Raw genomic sequence first — 18897 nt, 5'->3', positions numbered from 1 at the left:
GACCCCGGCACGCGATACTGCGTGCGGCCGGGGTCGGTGAGTCACCCCTGCGCCCGCGTCGCGCGGTGGCGTCAACAGGGTTTCGATACGCCCGCGCCTGGCGGCGACGGGCTACTCAACCAGCGGTGGGGGCGGCGGCAGCCAGCGCCTTGCGGATGCGCTGCACCGACACGGGGCCCGCGGCGCCCAGGTGCTGGGCGAAGAGCGACAGGCGCAACTCCTCGAGCATCCAGCGCACCGCCACGAGCTGCGGCGGGGTGGTGCCGGTGTGCGGCAGCGCGCCGCCGGCCTTCGTGTAGAGGGCCGTCGCCTCCTCCACCTGCGTCTGCCAGGCACGGTCGCGTCCGGGGTTTTCGGCGAGCTTCTGCACCCGGAAGGTGATACCCGCGAGATACGTCGGGTAGCGACCCAGCTGGGCGAGCCCGGCGCGCCGCACGAAGCCCGGGTGCACGAGCGCGCTGAGCTGCGCTCGCGCGTCGCCGAGCGGTGCCATGAAGGCGAGACTCGACGCGGCGGAGATGGCCTTGTCGGCCTCCTTCGCCGCCCCGAGGATGCGCGCGACGAGCCCAGCGGCACCGAACAACGCATCCAGGAGCCCCGCATTGACGCGCTCCCGAAGTGCCTGGAAGTCGGCAGATGTACGCGGCGCCGCATCCCCGCGAGCTCCTCGACGACCGCGATGCAGATGTCGTCGAGCAGCGCCTTCGTCGAGGCGTAGGGCGCCGTCGCGAGCAGGAGTTTCTCCGCGCCGGTGAGCTGCTGCTGCACGTAGCCGAGCGGACTCGGAAGGGTCAGCGCGACGAGACGGTGCACGCCGCGCCGGTGTGACGCATCCGCCTGGGCGCGGCTCGCGAAGACCTTGAGGTCGACCCCGGCGCCCGTGTCGACGAGTGCGGGATAGCCGACGACGGTCGACCCGCCCTGCTTCGCGCTCACCTGCTCGGGCAGCGTGCCGAGGTCCCACTCGGTGATGCCCGTGCGCTCGAGGTCACGGCCGGGTGTCGCCGCGGCGGTCGCGACGGCGACGTCGGTGCGGGCGCGCTCGGCGAGCCGCTGCTGCAGCGCCGCGAGGTCGCGGCCGGCGGCGAGCGTGCGGCCGCGCTGGTCGACCACGGCGAAGCGCATCTTCAGGTGATCGGGCACACGCTCCCACTCGATGTCGGATGCGGTCACGGGCGTGTGCGTCGCCGAGCGGATCGCGTCGGCGAGTGCCTCGCCGATGGGCGCATCCGCATACACGGGCAGCTGCGAGCCGAGGCGCCGGGCCCAGTCGGCGGCCGGTACGACGTTCTTGCGGATCGCCTTCGGGAGTGCCTTGATGAGCGCCGTGAGCAGCTCGTCGCGCAGGCCCGGCACGAGCCAGTCGAAGCCGCGGTTCTCGACGCGCGGCAGCACCGCCACCGGGATCACCACGGTCACCCCGTCGTCGTCGGCACCCGGCTCGAAGCGGTAGCGCAGACGGAAGGTCGCGTCGCCCTGCACCCACTCATCCGGGAACCCGGATGCATCCCCCGCCTCGTCTTCGAGCAGGTGCTCGCAGCGCATCGTCAGCAGCTCGGGCTGCTCGGCCCGGGTCTTCTTCCACCAGCTCGCGAAGCGTCGCGAGTCGGTGACGTCGGTCGGAATCCGCGCCTCGTAGAACTCGAACACGGCCTCATCGCCGGTGAGGATGTCGCGACGCCGGGTGCGTTCCTCGACCTCGGCCAGTTCGCGGCGCAGGGCCTCGTTGTCACGGTCGAAGCCGAGCAGCGCCGAGCGCTGCAGCTCATGCGGCCAGTCGCCTTCGACGAGCGCGTGACGGATGAACAGCTCGCGCGCGAGCGACGCGTCGATGCGGGCGAGCTGCGCCCGACGACGCGGCACGATCGGCACGCCGTAGAGCGTCACCTTCTCCCACACGAGCGCCGCGCCCTGCTTGCTCGACCAGTGCGGCTCGGAGTAGGAGCGCTTGGCAAGGTCGCCGGCGAGAGCCTCCGCCCAGGCCGGGTCGATCGCGGCGACCGTGCGCGCGAACAGCCGGGAGGTCTCGACGAGCTCGGCGGCCATGACGGCGTTCGGCTGCTTCTTGGCGAGCCCCGAGCCCGGGAAGATCACGAAGCGCTGCCCGCGCGAGCCCAGGTAGTCCTTCTTGTCGGGGTCGCGCAGACCGAGGCGCGAGAGCAGGCCCGCGAGCACGGAGCGGTGGGTGGCGTCGGCGTCGGTCGAGCGCTCGCCCACCTGCAGCTTCACCGACTTCGCGGCGCGTACGAGCTGCCGGTACAGGTCCTGCCACTCGCGCACCCGCAGGTAGTTGAGATATTCCGCCTTGCACATGCGTCGGAACGCGTTACCGGAGCGTTCCTTCTGCTGATCTTCGAGGTAGTTCCAGAGGTTCAGCAGCGATACGAAATCGGAGCCCGGGTCGCGGAACCGCGCGTGGGCGGCATCCGCTTGGGGGCGCTTCTCGAGCGGACGCTCGCGCGGGTCCTGGATGGAGAGGCCGGCGACGATCGCCGCCACCTCGCGCACGACGCCTTCGCGGCCGGCCTCGATCAGCATCCGGCCGAAGCGGGGGTCCACGGGCAGCCGCGCGAGATCGCGACCGACGCGCGTGATGCGCTGCTCGGCGTCGATCGCGCCGAGCTCGCGCAGCAGCTCGAGGCCGTCGGCGATGCCGCGCGAGTCGGGTGGGGTGAGGAACGGGAACTCGCGGATGTCGCCGAGGCGCAGCTCGAGCATCTGCAGGATCACGGCCGCGAGGCCGGTGCGCAGGATCTCGGGGTCGGTGAACGCGGGGCGGCGGTCGAAGTCGTCTTCGGAGTACAGCCGGATGGCGATGCCCGGGCTCGTGCGGCCGGCCCTGCCCGAGCGCTGGTTCGCGGAGGCCTGACTGATCGCCTCGATCGGCAGCCGCTGCACCTTGGCGCGCGGCGAATAGCGACTGATGCGGGCGGTGCCGGCGTCGACGACATAGCGGATGCCGGGCACCGTGATGCTCGTCTCGGCCACGTTCGTCGCGATCACGATGCGGCGCCGGATGCCGGGCGCACGTCGCGTGTCGAACACCCGGTGCTGCTCGGCGGAGGAGAGCCGGCCGTACAACGGCACCACCTCATCCGCGGGGAACCGGCCCCGCACGACGTCGGCGGCGTCGCGGATCTCCGATTCGCCCGAGAGGAACACGAGCACGTCGCCCGGTTCCTCGCGCTCGAGTTCGGCGAGCGCGTCGACGATGCCCTGGGCCACGTCGCGATCGGATGCCGCAGCGCCCTCGTTGTCGGAGTCGCCGTCGGCGTCGTCGCCGCCCGCGTCGGCCACGAGCGGGCGGTAGCGGATGTCGACGGGGTAGGTGCGCCCCGACACCTCGATCACGGGCACCTCCGCGCCGATGGCGGCGGCGAAGTGGCGGGCGAAGCTCTCGGGATCGATCGTCGCGGAGGTGACGATCACCTTGAGGTCGGGACGGCGCGGCAGCAGGCGCGTGAGGTAGCCGAGCAGGAAGTCGATCGTGAGGCTGCGCTCGTGCGCCTCGTCGATGATGATCGTGTCGTAGGCCCTGAGGTCGCGGTCGCGCGAGAGCTCGGCGAGCAGCACGCCGTCGGTCATGAGCTTGATCGCGGTGTCGGTGCGCGTGCGGTCGTCGAACCGCACCTGGTAGCCGACGAGGGTGCCGAGGTCGACGTCGAGTTCGGATGCGATGCGCTCGGCGATCGAGCGGGCCGCGATCCGGCGGGGCTGGGTGTGGCCGATGCGCTCGCGCCCGAGCTCGAGGCAGATCTTGGGCAGCTGGGTGGTCTTGCCCGAGCCCGTGGCTCCCGCGACCACGATCACCTGGTGCTCGCTGATGGCGCGCGCGAGCTCGTCGTGCGCCTGGCTGACCGGCAGCTCGGGCGGGTAGACGATGCGGTAGGCGGGGGTGGCGGCCTCAGACATGAGCCCTCCAGGCTACCGCCCGTGCGCCCCGCGGGTGGGCGCAAGCGCTGCAGGGTTGCCCCGTGCGCGCCAGACATCACGGGCGCCCGTCGCCCAACGCTGTAGCGTTTGGCGACAAACTCGGTTGCGACGCAGAGAGGTTTGCGATACAAAGTAGGCATGTTCGAGAATCCCGCGCCCGAGGGCGAACCGAGCGCCGACGGCGACGACCTGCAGCCCGAGCGGCTGCTCGCCCTCATCGACGACGAGACCCGCGGCATGAAGCGGGCCCTCGCGGTGCAGGTGCCCGTCTACTACTTCGTGTGGGGTGGGGCCTGGCTCCTCGGCTACCTGCTGCTGTGGTCGGCCTGGCCCGGCAGCACCTCGCCCGTGGCGGTTCCCGGCTGGCTCGCGATCCCGGCCTTCGCGGTGCTCATGCTCGGGGCCGCGATCACCTCGGCGGCGGTCGGCATCCGCAGCAATCGCGGCATCAAGGGTGTCAGCGACTTCGTGGGCACCGTCTACGGGCTGTCGTGGCCGATCCTCGGCGGCACGGTGGCGGCGATCGGCTACGCGCTCGTCCGCGCCGGCATCTCCGACGACGCCGCCGCGATCTACTACACCTCGGCCTACGCGCTGCTCGTCGCCGCGATGTACCTCGCGGGCACGCTCGTCTGGCACTCGGCCGATCAGCTGGTGATCGCCCTCGTGATGGCGGTCGCGGCCGCGGTCACCGGCTTCTTCGGCGCGCCGGCCAACATGCTCGCGATGGCGCTTATCGCCGGCCCGGCACTGCTCATCGGCGGTGTCATCGCCCTGGTGCGGCTGCGGAGGATGTGATGGACGAACTCGACCCCGTCATCCACGCCTCGGCCCGACTGCGCATCACCGCGGTGCTCGCCGCCCTCACGGCGGGCGACCGGATGTCGTTTCCCCGCTTGCAGGAACTGCTCGGCATGACGGCTGGCAACCTGTCCACCCACCTGCGCAAACTCGAAGACGCGGGCTATGTCGAGGTCGACAAGACGTTCCAGGGCCGCTCGCCCGCCACCTACCTGAGCCTCAGCGCCGCGGGGCGCCGCGCGTTCGAGGACTACACCGCACAGCTGCGCTCGCTGCTGGGAGGAGAACCATGACTTCACTCGCCACCGCCACCGGCGTCACCCACCGCTACGGCGACGTCGTCGCCCTGCACGACGTCGACCTCGAGATCGGCGAGGCCGAGCTCGTCGGCATGCTCGGCCCGAACGGGGCAGGCAAGTCGACGCTGCTCGCACTGCTGCAGGGGCTGCGGCACCCGACGGCAGGGACTGTCCGACTGTTCGGCGGAGATCCGCGGGATGCCGCATCCCGCCTGCGCCTCGGCAGCACCCCGCAGGAGACCGCGCTGCCGCCCACCCTGCGGGTGGGGGAGGTCATCGACTTCGTCGGCGGGCACTTCGTCGACGCTCCCGCGGGCCGCGTGCCGACGGCCGAGCTCGCGGAGGAGTTCGGGTTGACCGAGCTGCTGCGCCGCCAGACGGGTGCCCTGTCGGGCGGACAGCGTCGCCGCCTGAGCGTCGCCCTCGCCTTCGTCGGCCGCCCGCAGCTCGTGCTGCTCGACGAGCCCACCACGGGACTCGACGTCGACGGCCGCCGTGCGCTCTGGGAGGCGATCCGCCGCCAGCACGATGCCGGAGCCACGATCGTCGTGACGAGTCACTACCTCGAGGAGATCGAGGCGCTCGCGAAGCGCGTCGTGGTGATCTCGGAGGGTCGCGTGGTCGCCGACGACACCCTCGCCGCGGTGCTCGCGCGGGTCGGCTCGCGGTGGGTGCGACTCTCCACCCCCGACCCCGACCGGATCGCGACGCTACCCGGCGTCGCCGCCTCGGTGCCCGACGGTGACGGAGTCGCCTTCTCGGTGCACGATTCGGATGCGTTCGTGCGTGCGCTCGTGGCATCCGGTCTGCCCTTCTCGCAGCTGCAGGTGCGCGGCGCGACCCTCGAGGAGGCCTTCCTCGCCCTCACCGAAAGGAGCGCGGCATGATCTCGACCCTGCGCCTCACGGGCCTGCACGCCCGGTACACCCTGCTCGAGACGATGCGGGTGCCGATCGCGGTGATCGGCGCGATCGCCTTCCCGGCTCTCGCCTTCCTGTTCTTCGTGGTGCCGCAGCGCATGGTCGCGGGCGACCCCGTGCTGGCGACGCAGGCCGTCGTGCAGATGATGGTGTTCGCGCTCATGGCCAACGCCCTGTTCGGCTTCGGCATCTCCATCTCGCAAGCGCGCGAGACCCCGTGGGAGCCCTACCTGCGCACGCTGCCCGCACCCGCGGCGGCGCGCGTGCTGTCGCAGGTGCTCTCGACGGGCACGATCGGGCTCGTCGCGCTCGTGCCGGTCGTCGTGCTCGGTGCCACGCTCACCGAGGCGCACACGGATGCCGGGGGCCTGCTTCTCGGACTGCTCGCGCTCGCGGCCTCCGCGCTGCCGTTCCTGTTCGCGGGTTTCGCCATCGGCTACGCCATGCCCATGAAGGTCGCGATCGCGGTCGTGCAGATCGTGATGTTCGGTCTCGCGTTCGCCGGCGGGCTGTTCCTGCCGCCGGCGCTCTTCCCCGACTGGCTGGATGCCGCATCCCGGTTCCTGCCCTCGCGGCAGGCGCGCGAGGCCGCGATCCAGGCGGTGCAGGGCGGCGAGGTGCCGTGGTGGGCGTGGGGCGGACTGGCCGCCTGGACTCTCGCGCTGCTCGTGCTGACGCTCGTGCTGTACCGCCGGGACGAGGGGCGCCGCTACCGCTGAGTCCCGCGGCGGTTTCGGCGCTCCGCCGCGGTTTCGAGCCGCGCGGAGCACCGAAACCGCGGCGGAACTCGCCCGAGGGGCGCCGCGGGGCGCGTCACAGCGCCCGCAGGATGTCCTCCACGCGTTCCTTCGCGTCGCCGAACAGCATCCGGGTGTTGTCGCGGAAGAACAGCGGGTTCTGTACGCCCGCGTACCCCGACGCCATCGAGCGCTTGAACACGACGACGTTCGCGGCCTCCCACACCCGCAGCACGGGCATGCCCGCGATCGGCGAGCCGGGGTCCTCCGCGGCGGCGGGGTTCACCGTGTCATTCGCCCCGATCACGAGCACCACATCCGTCGACGCGAAGTCGTCATTGATCTCGTCGAGCTCGAGCACGATGTCGTAGGGCACCTTCGCCTCGGCCAGCAGCACGTTCATGTGCCCGGGCAGCCGCCCCGCCACGGGGTGCACGCCGAACCGCACCGTGATGCCGCGTGCCCGCAACCGCTCGGTGAGCTCGGCCACCGGGTGCTGCGCCTGAGCCACGGCCATGCCGTAGCCCGGCGTGATGATGACCGATCGGGATGCCGTGAGCAGTTGCGCCACAGATGCCGCGTCGGTCTCGTGGTGCTCGCCCTGCTGCTCGTCGCCCGCACGCGGCGCCTCGATGCCGAAGCCGCCCGCGATCACCGAGAGGAAAGAACGGTTCATGGCCTTGCACATGATGTAGGAGAGGTAGGCACCCGAGGAGCCCACGAGCGCGCCCGTGACGATCAGCAGGTCGTTGTTCAGCAGGAAGCCCGCCGCAGCAGCCGCCCACCCCGAGTAGCTGTTGAGCATCGACACGACCACCGGCATGTCGCCGCCGCCGATCGACGCGACGAGATGCCAGCCGAGCGCGAGCGCGAGCACGGTCACCGCCACGAGCAGCCACAGGCTCGGCGTCAGCACGTACCAGACGGTGAGGCCGACGAACACGACGAGCGCGCCCAGGTTGAGCGCGTTCTTGCCGGGCAGCATGAGCGGTCGCGAGTTGATGCGCGCCGAGAGCTTGAGGAACGCCACGATCGAGCCCGTGAAGGTGACGCCGCCGATGAACACGCCGATGAACACCTCGGCATGGTGGATGTCGCGCAGCGCGCCGCTCAGCCCCGGCTCGTCGAGGTGCCCGTTCCAGCCGACGAGCACCGCCGCGACGCCCACGAAGGAGTGCAGGAGCGCGATGAGCTCGGGCATGCCCGTCATCTGCACGACACGCGCACGCCACAGCCCGATCGCGCCGCCGATGAGCACGGCCCCGATGAGCAGCATGAGCCCGAGGCCGCCGTGGGCCAGCAACGAGCCGGTCGCGGCCACGAGCCACACGGTGGCCGCGAGCGCGATCGTCATGCCGGCGATGCCGAAGGCGACGCCGCGGCGTGAGCTGTCGTGCTTGCTCAGGCCCGCGAGGCTGAGGATGAACAGGAGAGCTGCGACCACGTACGCGGCGTCGGCGACCGAAGTGGCAAGTGCGGCATCCGTGGTGGCCGCCGTGATGGCGGCACCGGTGAACGCGGCACCGGCGAGGAGTGCGCTCACCGGGCGTCTCCTTGCGGAACATCGCGAGCATCCGTCTCGTGACGGCGAACCCGCCGAAGATGTTGATACTCGCAACCAGCACGGCGAGCGCGGCGAGCACCTGCACGAGAACGGCGTCGGAGGTGAGCTGCACCATGGCGCCGACCACGATGATGCCGCTGATCGCGTTGGTGACGCTCATGAGCGGCGTGTGCAGGGCGTGGGCGACCTTGCCGATCACGTAGAAGCCCACGACCACGGCGAGGGTCAGCACGAGGAAGTGCTGCGGAAGCGGTGGGGGAGCGAACGCGCACACCAGGAAGAGCACGGCGATGCCCGCGATCGAGAGACCCGTCTTCGCGCCTGTGCTCAGGATGCGGCGGGCCGGGGCCGCGGGTGCTCCGGCTTCCGCGGGCGCGGGCATGGCGACCGGGGCTGCCGAGACCTGCACGGGCGGGGGCGGCCAGGTGATCTCGCCCGACCGCACGACCGTGACGGCGCGCTGCACGACATCCTCGAAATCGAGGGTGAGCACGCCGTCGTTCTCGGGCGTCACGAGGGCGAGCAGGTTCAGCAGGTTGGTGCCGTAGAGCTGCGACGCCTGCTGCGGCAGCCGCCCCGCGAGGTCGGTGTAGCCCAGGATCACGACCCCGTTGTCGGTGACGACGCGCTCGCCAGCGACCGAACCCTCGACGTTGCCGCCCTGTGCCGCAGCCATGTCGACGATGACGCTGCCTGGCTTCATGAGAGCGACATCGGCGGCCGTGATGAGGCGCGGCGCGGGGCGGCCCGGGATGAGCGCCGTCGTGATGATGATGTCGACCTCGGCGGCCTGCTCGGAATAGAGCTCGCGCGCGCGGCGGTCGTAGGCCTCGCTCGTGGCCTTCGCGTAGCCGTCGGAGGAGACCTCCTTCTGCTCCTCGGGCACCACGACCTCGAGATACTCGCCGCCGATCGAGCGCACCTGGTCGGCCACCTCGGGCCGCGGGTCGGTGGCCCGCACGATCGCGCCGAGGCTCGATGCCGCCCCGATCGCGGCGAGGCCCGCGACGCCCGCGCCCGCCACGAGCACCGTAGCGGGCGGCACCTTGCCGGCCGCCGTGACCTGGCCCGTGAAGAAGCGGCCGAACTCGTGCGCGGCCTCGACCACCGCGCGATAGCCGGCGATGTTGGCCATCGAGCTGAGCACGTCCATCGACTGGGCGCGCGAGATGCGCGGCACGGCGTCGAGGGCGAGCGCCGTCACGCCGCGTGCCGCGAGCTGCTCGAGCAGCTCCGGGCGCAGGGCGGGGCTCAGCAGGCCGACGAAGGTCGCGCCGGGCCGCAACCGCGCGATATCGGCGGGCGACGGCGGGGTGATCGCGAGCACGACATCCGAGGCCCAGGCCGTATCGCCGTCGACGACGGTGACCCCCGCGGCTTCGTAGGCCGTGTCGGGGAACGCGGATGCCGCGCCCGCCCCGCGCTCCACGACGACGGTGTAGCCGAGGGCGGCGACGCGCGCCGCGGTCGGCGGCGAGAGCGACACCCGGTTCTCTGCGGGCGGTTCGGCGACGATGCCGAGCTGGGTCATGGCGGTCTCCTGGTCGGATGCGGTCGAGTGCGATCGCGCGATGACGGGTTGATCCGACTCTAGAGCGCCGGGCGGCCGCGGCCGTGCCGGTGCGGGGTGCGCGCCGGTGACAGGATGGAACGCATGACGGTTCCCCTCATCGAACTCAACGACGGCCGCACCATCCCCCAGCTCGGGTTCGGGGTGTTCAAGGTCGACCCCGACGAGGCCGAGCGCGTCGTCTCCGACGCCCTCGAGGTCGGCTACCGCCACATCGACACCGCCGCCGTGTACGGCAACGAGGTCGGGGTCGGTCGGGCGATCGAGAAGTCGGGCATCCCGCGCGAGGAGCTCTTCATCACCACGAAGCTGTGGAACTCCGACCAGGGCACCCAGTCGGCCTTCGACGCGATCGACCTGAGCCTCGAGAAGCTGGGCCTGGACTACGTGGACCTCTACCTCATCCACTGGCCCCGCCCCGACCTCGACCGCTACGTCGAGACCTGGCTCGCGATGGAGCAGATCCGCGACGACGGCAAGAGCCGCTCGATCGGCGTCTCGAACTTCCACCGCCCCCACCTCGAGCGCATCATCGCCGAGTCGGGCACGGTGCCGGCCGTCGACCAGGTGGAGCTGCACCCCGCTTTCCAGCAGCGCGAGCTGCGTGCCTTCGCCGAGCCGCTGGGCATCCGTACCGAGGCTTGGGGGCCGCTCGGCCAGGGCAAGTACGACCTCTTCAGCGAGCAGGCGGTGCAGGATGCGGCGGATGCGCACGGCGTGACGCCCGCGCAGGTCGTGATCCGCTGGCACCTGCAGCGCGGCATCATCGTGTTCCCGAAGACCACCTCGCGCGACCGGATGGCCACGAACTTCGCCGTCTTCGGCTTCGAGCTCTCGGATGCCGAACTCGCGGCGATCGACGCCCTCGATCGTGGGCTGCGGGTCGGCTCCGACCCCGACACGGCGACCTTCTAGTCCGCGAGAGTACGTACTTTCGGCTCGTTGCGAGGCCCAACAGCCCCGAAGTGCGTACTTTCGCGGAGAGGCTAGAGCTCGATCGCGACGCGTTCCCCGCGAGGGGTGTCGACGAGCAGCTCGTGCAGGCCGGCATCGGTGAACGCCTTCTCGAGGTCGGCGCGACTCTCGGAGAAGTGGGCCCAGTCTTCGACGTGCACGCCGACGACAGCCCGGGCGCCGAGCAGGTGCGCGGCTTCCGCGGCCTTGGCGGAAGTGAGGGTCAGCGGCACGGGCAGAGGCGCGACGCGCGCGGCTCCCGCGAAGAGGAACGCGATGTCGACCGGCCCGATGCGGGTGGCGTGTTCGCGCACGCGCGCGAGCGAGGAGTTGTCGCCCGAGACGTAGAGCGAGGGCTCTGCCGGCGAGGTGACGAGGAACGAGGTGACCGGCCCCACGAGCGGCCGGAGCAGCCGGGGCCCGTGCCGGCCGGGCAGCGCCGTGATCGTGACGTCGCCGAGCTGGTGAGACTGCCAGGGGCGAGCCCGGTGACCGGTCCGCCCAGCGCGGCGGCGGCATCCGGCCCGGACAGCACGAGCGGCGCCCGCAGGGTGAACTCACGGCCCGCGTGGTCGAGGTTGTCGGCGTGGGCGTGGTGCGAGAGCAGCACGAGATCGATGGGTTCGACCGCGGATGTCGGCAGGCCGGGTGCCGCCGTCTTGCGCAGGTTGTTGGCGTACCCCCGCGGGTCGTCGAACGTCGGATCGAGCAGGATCCGCAGCTCTCCATACTCGATGAGCGCCGTCGGCCCACCGATGTAGGTGACGTGTGTGGTGGTCATCCCAGGAGTGTAGGAGAGTTGCCGCCCCTCGCGACGGGGAACTGCACCGCCTGTCGCCAGGCGCGACGGTCGGCGGATGGAAGCCCGAGACTCGCCGCATGGGCGATCGCGACGAGCACCGCCGCGACGGCCTCCGCGGGCAGCACGGCCGCGAGCGGCGCGAACGCCGCGGCGAGAAGCAGCGGCGCGAGGGGCCCCGCCGCCGTGACCGCACGGTCGGCGCGCCGGGTGAGCGGCATCCGGTGCAGGGCGGCCCGCAGTCCGTCGCACTCCACGATCGCCTCGCCGCTCGAGGTCGCCAGCCGATAGGCCGTGATGTGGCCGAGCTCGTGCACGACCGTCGCGAACAGGCCGAGGGCGAGCAGCGCGACGCCGTGTGCCGCGACCACGAAGCCGAGCAGCGCGGCGGCCCCGGTGAGCAGCAGGAGCGCACCGATCACGAGACCGTGGGTGCGCGCGAACAGCGCCAGCGCGCACCGCAGGCCAGGCCCGAGACCGGGGGAAGGTCGAGCTGCACGGCTCTCATGCGATGGCGAGGTCGTCGTCGCGGCGTCGGCGGATCAGGAGCGCCCAGACCCCGAGCAGCAGCACACCCGAGACCGCCACGACGGCGGGCGCGGCGGGCGGCATCCAGGTCTCGGCTGCGTATTGCAGGGGCATGACGGCGAGAGCGAACACCAGGAACGACACGGCGCTCGTGATCGTCGTCGCGAGCGCGCTCAGGTGCGACCACGGCGCGAGGATGCCGCCGAGCGAGGCCGCGAGGCACAGCACGAGGCCGAGCGCCAGCCGCAGGGCCGCGGCGTCTGCCGGCGTCGTGCCCGTCACGACCAGGATCGCCCCGGCGAGGATCGCGCACGGGGAGGCCACGAGCGCACTCGCGAGCAGGCGGTCGAGGGCGATGCGCCGGTGACTGCGCGCCGTGCTGCGCACCCACCAGGAGGTGCCGTGCGTGAGACCGAACGTGAACATCGCCAGCGAGAAGGGCGCGACGAGCGGCACGCCCGCGAGCGGGTCGGCGACCTCCGGAAATCCGCGGGCGAGCGGTGTGGCGAGCACCGCCGCGAGCAGCACGGGCCCGATCCCGAGCAGCAGAAACTGCGGCAGCCGCACCAGCTGAATCGCGTGCACCGCGAGACCGGCGCCGAGTCGTGCAGACGGTGCCCCCACGAGGAACCGCGTGAACTCCGCGGTCGTGATCCGCGGCAGGTGGCGTGCCACGACCACCGCGAGTGCCACAGCGATCGCCGCCCATCCGAGCAGCACGCCCGCGGGCACGATGGCGGCCTCCACGGTGCGTGCCGCCGCGAGCTGCGCCGTGGCTTCCACGGGCGAGAGGGCGGCGACGGCGGCCCCCGTGAACGGGCCGGGGGCGAGAAAGGGGCGGCGCTCGCCACGAGCCCGGTGATGAGCGCCACGGTGGTCGCGCCGGCCGCGTAGGCGTGCGGCAGCCGGATGCGACAGGCAAGCGCGTAGAGCAGCTCGAACGCCGCCGGGGTCGCGATCGCCACCACGGCGATGAGCACCAGGTGCGCCGCCAGGGCGCCCGCCGCCCGCAGCGGCTCATCGCGCAGGAGGAGCACGAGGAAGCTCCCGAGCGGCGCACTCAGCACCGCGGCGAACGCGGCGCCGAGAGCCACGGTCGGCAGGCGTTCCCCGAGGGTGCGCGCGGCGGCGGACACGGGCAGCACGGCCACGAGATCGTCGAGCGCGCTCGAGCGCGGGCGCGTCGCGGCCAGCAGCAGCTGCGGCAGCACGCCGCCGATGAGGGCGCCCGCGGCCGTGAGCCGCGTGAAGACCGTGAGGTCGGCATCCGGCGGCAACGTTCCCGCGGCGCCGATCGTGGTCAGGATGAACGTCGAGACGAGCGCAGCCAGCCCCAGGCACAGCAGGAGCGCCACGGCCAGCCCGGCGCCCACGACCCGGGTCGTGGTGCCGAGCGTGGTGGCGGTGTGGCGGCGCCAGACGAGCCATGAGGCGCGGGCGATCGCCCCCGCACCGGCGAGTGGTTCAGTTCGTGGCACGAGCGCTCCTCGCGCGGGTGCGTCCGGCGAGCAGAGCGCCGAATCCGCCGGCCAGCAGCGTCCACACGCCGAGCGTGGCCGCCATGCCCACGACGTCGGGGCGGAACCCGAGCTGGGGCATGCCGTCGATCGTGGCGAACTCGGCGTGGAAGATGCCCGGCAGGGTCGCCTCGGCGTGGGTGGCGAAGGCGATCGCGAGGCACGCGACGCACGCGATGATGAGGCCGAACACGCCGAGGGCGAGGCCGGCGAGCATGGCACCGATGATGCTGCGGATCATGGAAGCTCCTTTTCCGGGGTCGAGAGGTGGGATGAGGGGGCCGCATCCGCGCCGTCGGGCAATGCCGCCGCGAGCAGCAGCGCCTCGGTCTGCGGGTCGAACTCGCCGTGGGTGAGGCTGGCGAACGCCCCTCGAGGTCGTGCGCACAGCCCAGCGCGCGAACGTGAGCCGGGGTGCCCTCGGCGACCACGCTGCCGTCGTCGATGAGCCATACCCACCCGCTGTCGCGTTCGGCCCGCGCGAGGTCGTGGGTGGCGACGAGCAACCCGCGCCCGGCTGCGACGAAGCCCTCGAGGTAGCGCCGCACGAAGGCGGCGGCCCGCGGGTCGAGCCCGCGGTACGGCTCGTCGAGCACGAGCACGAGCGGGTCGTGCATCACCGCCGCGATGAACTGCAGCTTGCGCCGCATCCCGTGCGAGTACTCCACGATCTGGCGCTCGAGACTGTCGCGGATGCCGAGCAGGGCGCACAGCGCGTCGGCGCGTTCGCGGTCGTCGCGGCGACGCAGGTGATCGTGCAGCCGCAGGTACTCGCGGCCGGTGAGCGCGCCCGGCAGCGGCAGGTCGTCGGGGGCATAGCCGATGAGGGCCCGCCCCGCGGGTTCGCGCACATCGATCCCGTCGACGCTCACGCGGCCGGCGCTCGGGGTGAGCAGTCCGACGAGGATGTTGAGGGTCGTGGTCTTGCCGGCCCCGTTGGGTCCGAGCAGGGCGTGGGGGCGCCCTGCCCGGACCCGCAGGTCGACCGGCTGCAGCACCGTGCGGGAACCGCGCGTGAGCGTGATCCCCTCGGCCTCGAGCAGCACGGTCATCGGGTCAGACCCGCTGGCAGGCGAGGTAGAACAGTCCGCCGTTCTGGCTCGGCCAATGCACCGCCGGCCAGTAACGCGGGCCGAAGTACGACTGGCAGTAGTACACCCAGGCGGCCGCCGCGCCGATGATCACGGTGAGCGCGAGGGCGGCCGCGACGGCGATCACGGCGATGAGGATGAGCGGCGCGATCTCGTTCGTCACGGTGTGCCGTTCTCGCAGCTGCGCGATGCGATTGGCGCGGGTGGTGAGCGCACCGGCGAACTGCTCCGCTGCTCCCCGCAGCAGGCCGTCGGCGCGCACCCCCGTGGCGAGCACGGGGGTGGCGGTGAGGATGGACATAGGGCTCCTTTCGGTCGGCACGGATGCCTGATACATCAGGCGTGCACCGCACTGTCTACCAGCGGGCGGAGCGGGATGCGAGCGAATCCTCAAATCTGTGGAGAAGTCATACGGCGGGCACCTGGGGAGGACGAAAGTTGCTCGGGCGTAGGGTGAGCAGATGGGGGAACGCCTCGCGTCCGCGATCAGCCCGTACCTGCGCAGCCACGCCGACAACCCCGTCGACTGGTGGCCGTGGGGCGACGAGGCCTTCGCCGAGGCCGAGCGGCGCGACGTACCCGTACTCGTCTCGATCGGCTACGCCACGTGCCACTGGTGCCACGTCATGGCGCGCGAATCGTTCTCCGACCCCGAGCTCGCGGCATATCTCAACGAGCATCTCGTGGCGATCAAGGTCGACCGGGAGGAGCATCCGGATGTCGACGCCGCCTACCTCGCCGCCGCATCCGCGTTCACGCCGCACCTCGGCTGGCCGCTCACCGTCTTCGTGACGCCGGCGGGCCGTGCCTTCTATGCGGGCACCTACTTCCCGCCGCGTGCCGTGCAGGGGGTGCCGGCGTTCCGGCAGGTGCTCGAAGCCATCGTCGAGGCGTGGACGGAACGTCGCGCCGAGGTGGAGGCGACGGGTGCCGCCGTGCTCGAGGCGCTCGCCGCGCGGCCCGAGGTCGCGGATGCGGCGCTGCCGTCGGGTGAGCAGCTCGCCGCCGCGGTCGCCGAGCTCGCGGGCTTCGAGGACCCGCAGTTCGGCGGGTTCGGCGTCGACGCGAAGTTCCCCAACGCGCCCGTGCTGAGCTTCCTCGCCGAGCGCGCGCTGCACGGCGACGAGGCCGCGGAGGCTCTCGGCACGCGCCTCTACCGGGCGACGACCGCGCTCCGCGACAGCGTCGAGGGCGGCTATTTCCGCTACGCCGTGCGCCGCGATTGGACAGAGCCCCACTACGAGCGGATGCTCTCCGACAACGCGCAGCTGCTCGACCTCGCCACCGCTCGCGCCGACGAGGTCGGCGCGGCGGCCGTCGCCGGCTTCCTGCTCGAGGTGCTGCGTCTGCCGAGCGGTGCCTTCGCCTCGGCGCAGGACTCCGAGAGCCTCATCGACGGCGTGCGCAACGAGGGCGGCTACTACGCGCTCGATGCCGAGCGCCGCGCGCAGCATCCGCCGCCCGCTCTCGATGCGAAGGTGCTCGCGGGTCTCAACGGGCTCGCGATCGGTGCACTCGCGGATGCCGGAGTGCGGTTCGCGCGTCCGGAATGGGTCGAGGTCGCGGAACAGGCGGCGGATGCCGTCGTGGCCCTGCACGTCGAGCGCGGCTCCCGCGGGGTGCGATTGCGGCGCGCGAGCCTGGAGGGTCGCGTGTCAGACGCTGCAGCGTCTCTCGAGGACTATGGCGGCCTCGCGGCTGGGCTCGTGCGTCTCGCGCTCGCGACCGGAGATGCGGAACCGGCCTCACTCGCGCGCGAACTCGTCGACGCGTGCGTCGAGGGTGACGCCGTGCTCGCTCCGGGAGGCGGAGATCCGGTGCTCGCCGCCCGGGGGATCGCGGTCGACGCCGATCGCACCGAGGGTGCCACGCCATCCGGTGCCGCCCTGCTCGCGGACGCCGCCGCACGCCTCGCCGCGCTCACGGCCGCGCGCGACTACCGTGCGGTCGCGGAGCGCGCGCTGGCGCCGAGCCTCGCCCCCGCGCTCGAGCGGCCCATCGCCTACGGCGCCACGCTCGCGGTTGCCGCGCGCCTCGCGGCGCCCGCCGCCGAGCTCGTCGTGGTGCACACGGATGACGATGCCGCCGCCGAGGAGCTCCTCGCGGAGGCGCGTGCCTGGGCGCGTCCCACCCGCACGCTCGCGATCGTCACCGAGGCGCAGGCCGCCGCGCTCGCCGCCGCGGGTTTCGAGCTCTTCGCCGATCGTGTCGCGCGAGGAGGCGCTGCCGCCTACCTGTGCGAGGGCTTCACCTGCCGTCTGCCGACAGGCGATGCGGCGACGCTAGCCGCGCAGCTGGCCGGTTGACGCGGCCGTGCGGCCGTGGGGTCGTGCGGCCGGCGTCGAACGCGTCCCACCTGCATGCTCAACCGACTCGGGAGCGCGACTGAGCGCACGCAACCGCCAATCCGCCATGGAGATGGCACGGAGCAGGGCGGCGGATGCGGCCCCTCGCCGCGGGAGGGTGCTCTGCGAGTCGGCCAGAGCGGCTCCCCACGAACGCGCTCAGGCTGTGACGAGCGGCGCCTCGGGGTCGGCCGCCCACTCGTTGAGCGAGCCGTCGTAGATGGCCACCGAGCGCTCGCCGAGGAGGGTGAGCGCGAAGGCGCTCGCGGCTGCCGCGATGCCGCCCGCGCAGTAGGTGATGATGCGCGGCGCCCCGAGGGCCGGCTCGAAGCGGGCGCGCAGGCCCTCGGGGTCGAGCACGGTGTTGTGCTCCCGGTCGACGAGGAACGCGGCGGGCACCGATGACGAGCCGGGGATGTGCCCCGCTCGGGCGCGCGGCGCGAACTCTCCCGTGAACTCCTTGGGGGCGTCGAGCAGATGAGCGCGGCGTCGCGCTCTCCGCGCACGACGGCCTCGACATCCGCCTTGTCGACCCAGAGCTCGGGCCGCGGTGCGGCGGCGAATGCGGCCGGGGTCGGCTCGACGTGGCCGAGCACGAGTTCGCGCTGCTCGGCGCGCCACTTGGTGAGTCCTCCGTCGAGCAGGGCGACCCGGTCGAACCCGAACGCGCGGAACAGCCACCACAGGCGTGATGCCCACTGACCCACCGCCGTGTCGTAGATCACCACGGTCGTGTCGGGGCCCACGCCGAGCGCACCCGCGGCGGCGCTGAATCGCTCGGTACCGGGGCGCGTGAACGGGTACGCGCCATCGGGGTCCGAGAACTCCTCCACGAGGTCGGCGAACACCGCGCCGGGCACGTGCCCCTCGAGCAGATACTGCTCGTGGCCGCTCAGGTATCCGACACGACCGTCGGGGCGCAGGTAGCTCGCGACGCTCGCGTCGACGGCGATCAGGCCGTCGGCGCCGAGGTGATCGGCGAGCCATTGCGTCGACACGAGGGGCTCGGCAGGGCGGGTGGTTCGGCGGTCATGCCAGCACGGTAGTCGGCGCGTCGGCCGCGGGCCGGGGTGTGCGCAACACGTCGTAACGATGCGCGGCACCGGGTGAATCAGCTCGTCAGGGCGCCACGAGCGGGGCGGATGCCGATGCTCAGCAGGTAGCCGATGATCCAGAGCTCGCCGACGGATGCGAGGTAGGCGAGCGCCTCGCCGAGCGGCGCGAGCATCGGCACAGCGGCGAGCAGCGCGCTCAGCACGTACCCGACCCCGCCCACGATGAGCGCCCAGCCGAGCACGCGGGGCATGCGTGCCGTGCTCACCGCGAAGAGACCCATCGGGATGAGCCAGAGCCCGAAGAAGAGGGCTCCGGCCTGCCATGCGGCTGCGCTGAGCGCGGCGAGCAGGCCGACGGTGGCCGCGGCATCCGCGCCGGGGGCGAGGAGGCATCCGCCGAGACGGCGACGGCCGTGGCGAGGAACACCGCGCTCACCAGGATCGCGAGCGCGTTGGCCATGCCGAACGCCGCCACGCCGAACGCGGCGACGAGGTGGTCCCGCCGGAACAGGGCGAAGAACCCCCACGCTGCGAGCGCCTGGGTGAGCACGACGAGCAGTTCCATCACGATCATCAAGTGCGCGAGCGCGGGCGACTCGTGCAATCGGGTGAGTGTCTCCGCGGGATCGCCGGGGGCGGTGAGCTGCGTGGTGAGCACGAGGTGTCCGACCATGCCTGCGGCGGCGAGGCCAAGGTAGGCGGCGCCGGTGCATCGCGCGATCGTCACGAGGTGGGTCATTGGTGGTCTCCCATCGGATGTGTCAAACTTTCTTGACACTGGACG

Annotated in this window: 16 protein-coding genes and 4 pseudogenes; 7 read left to right on the top strand and 13 right to left on the bottom strand. The window is 72.2% G+C overall.

Annotated features, from left to right (window positions below):
* Positions 1-115 precede the first annotated feature (115 nt).
* Positions 116-3825: pseudogene (hrpA, locus tag QQK29_RS02290) on the bottom strand (ATP-dependent RNA helicase HrpA).
* A 246-nt stretch (positions 3826-4071) separates the two neighbouring features.
* On the opposite strand from hrpA, the gene QQK29_RS02285 reads away from it, so the two are divergent.
* From QQK29_RS02285 to QQK29_RS02270, 4 genes are read left to right on the top strand one after another with little or no spacing between them, the layout of a single operon-like run.
* Positions 4072-4731 carry a hypothetical protein gene (locus tag QQK29_RS02285; RefSeq protein ID WP_284297449.1) on the top strand — a complete coding sequence of 220 codons (660 nt, stop codon included), beginning with the start codon at positions 4072-4074 and terminating at the stop codon, positions 4729-4731.
* A complete protein-coding gene (locus QQK29_RS02280) occupies positions 4731-5027 on the top strand; it encodes a winged helix-turn-helix domain-containing protein (protein WP_284297447.1) in 297 nt (98 codons plus the stop codon). The genes QQK29_RS02285 and QQK29_RS02280 overlap by 1 nt, the downstream gene beginning before the upstream one ends.
* Positions 5024-5920 carry an ABC transporter ATP-binding protein gene (locus QQK29_RS02275; RefSeq protein ID WP_284297445.1) on the top strand — a complete coding sequence of 299 codons (897 nt, stop codon included), beginning with the start codon at positions 5024-5026 and terminating at the stop codon, positions 5918-5920. Before QQK29_RS02280 ends, QQK29_RS02275 begins: the two co-directional genes overlap by 4 nt.
* Positions 5917-6672, top strand: a complete 756-nt coding sequence (locus QQK29_RS02270) for an ABC transporter permease (RefSeq protein WP_284297442.1) — start codon at positions 5917-5919, stop codon at positions 6670-6672. Before QQK29_RS02275 ends, QQK29_RS02270 begins: the two co-directional genes overlap by 4 nt.
* A 94-nt stretch (positions 6673-6766) precedes the next feature.
* On the opposite strand, the gene pntB is transcribed toward QQK29_RS02270, so the two are convergent.
* Entirely contained in the window at positions 6767-8191 is a 1425-nt protein-coding gene (pntB, locus tag QQK29_RS02265; protein ID WP_284301884.1) for a Re/Si-specific NAD(P)(+) transhydrogenase subunit beta, read from the bottom strand.
* A gap of 52 nt (positions 8192-8243) precedes the next feature.
* Positions 8244-9785, bottom strand: a pseudogene (locus QQK29_RS02260) (Re/Si-specific NAD(P)(+) transhydrogenase subunit alpha); the annotation flags it as partial.
* A 123-nt stretch (positions 9786-9908) separates the two neighbouring features.
* Between QQK29_RS02260 and QQK29_RS02255 the strand changes: the two are divergent.
* Complete coding sequence (locus tag QQK29_RS02255) at positions 9909-10739, top strand: aldo/keto reductase (protein WP_284297440.1); 831 nt, start codon at positions 9909-9911, stop codon at positions 10737-10739.
* A 71-nt stretch (positions 10740-10810) separates the two neighbouring features.
* On the opposite strand, the gene QQK29_RS02250 is transcribed toward QQK29_RS02255, so the two are convergent.
* From QQK29_RS02250 to QQK29_RS02235, 3 genes are all read right to left on the bottom strand, one after another.
* Positions 10811-11224 (bottom strand): MBL fold metallo-hydrolase, encoded by a 414-nt coding sequence (locus QQK29_RS02250; protein ID WP_284301883.1) that lies wholly within the window; start codon positions 11222-11224, stop codon positions 10811-10813.
* Positions 11225-11555: 331 nt separating this feature from the next.
* Positions 11556-11999: a hypothetical protein gene (locus QQK29_RS02240; protein WP_284297439.1), complete on the bottom strand. Its 444-nt coding sequence runs from the start codon at positions 11997-11999 to the stop codon at positions 11556-11558.
* 82 nt (positions 12000-12081) lie between these two features.
* Entirely contained in the window at positions 12082-12888 is an 807-nt protein-coding gene (locus QQK29_RS02235; protein ID WP_284297437.1) for a hypothetical protein, read from the bottom strand.
* Positions 12889-13088: 200 nt separating this feature from the next.
* Between QQK29_RS02235 and QQK29_RS02230 the strand changes: the two genes are divergently transcribed.
* Positions 13089-13535 (top strand): hypothetical protein, encoded by a 447-nt coding sequence (locus tag QQK29_RS02230; RefSeq protein WP_284297435.1) that lies wholly within the window; start codon positions 13089-13091, stop codon positions 13533-13535.
* A 34-nt stretch (positions 13536-13569) separates the two neighbouring features.
* Here QQK29_RS02230 and QQK29_RS02225 read toward each other — a convergent pair whose 3' ends face one another.
* From QQK29_RS02225 to QQK29_RS02220, 3 genes and pseudogenes are all read right to left on the bottom strand, one after another.
* Entirely contained in the window at positions 13570-13863 is a 294-nt protein-coding gene (locus tag QQK29_RS02225; protein WP_284297433.1) for a hypothetical protein, read from the bottom strand.
* 253 nt (positions 13864-14116) lie between these two features.
* Positions 14117-14674, bottom strand: a pseudogene (locus QQK29_RS18375) (ATP-binding cassette domain-containing protein); the annotation flags it as partial.
* A 4-nt stretch (positions 14675-14678) separates the two neighbouring features.
* Entirely contained in the window at positions 14679-15014 is a 336-nt protein-coding gene (locus tag QQK29_RS02220; RefSeq protein ID WP_284297431.1) for a hypothetical protein, read from the bottom strand.
* Between the two features lie 160 nt (positions 15015-15174).
* Here QQK29_RS02220 and QQK29_RS02215 point away from each other — a divergent pair, with 160 nt between their 5' ends.
* Positions 15175-17019 (top strand): thioredoxin domain-containing protein, encoded by a 1845-nt coding sequence (locus QQK29_RS02215; RefSeq protein WP_284297429.1) that lies wholly within the window; start codon positions 15175-15177, stop codon positions 17017-17019.
* Between the two features lie 198 nt (positions 17020-17217).
* Here QQK29_RS02215 and QQK29_RS18370 read toward each other — a convergent pair whose 3' ends face one another.
* The 4 genes and pseudogenes from QQK29_RS18370 to QQK29_RS02200 form a co-directional block, all read right to left on the bottom strand.
* Entirely contained in the window at positions 17218-17679 is a 462-nt protein-coding gene (locus QQK29_RS18370) for a sulfurtransferase (protein WP_431308644.1), read from the bottom strand.
* Between the two features lie 233 nt (positions 17680-17912).
* Positions 17913-18056: pseudogene (locus QQK29_RS18365) on the bottom strand (hypothetical protein); the annotation flags it as partial.
* A gap of 113 nt (positions 18057-18169) precedes the next feature.
* On the bottom strand, positions 18170-18463 hold the full coding sequence (locus tag QQK29_RS02205) for a DUF4386 family protein (RefSeq protein WP_284301882.1): 294 nt from the start codon (positions 18461-18463) through the stop codon (positions 18170-18172).
* Positions 18376-18852 (bottom strand): DUF4386 domain-containing protein, encoded by a 477-nt coding sequence (locus tag QQK29_RS02200; RefSeq protein WP_284297424.1) that lies wholly within the window; start codon positions 18850-18852, stop codon positions 18376-18378. Before QQK29_RS02200 ends, QQK29_RS02205 begins: the two co-directional genes overlap by 88 nt.
* Positions 18853-18897: the final 45 nt, after the last annotated feature.

It is taken from the genome of Homoserinibacter gongjuensis (assembly GCF_030161875.1).
GTDB lineage: Bacteria > Actinomycetota > Actinomycetes > Actinomycetales > Microbacteriaceae > Homoserinibacter > Homoserinibacter gongjuensis.
The sequence above is the reverse complement of the archived record's forward strand: the minus strand, read 5'-3'. Positions and strand labels throughout refer to the sequence as shown.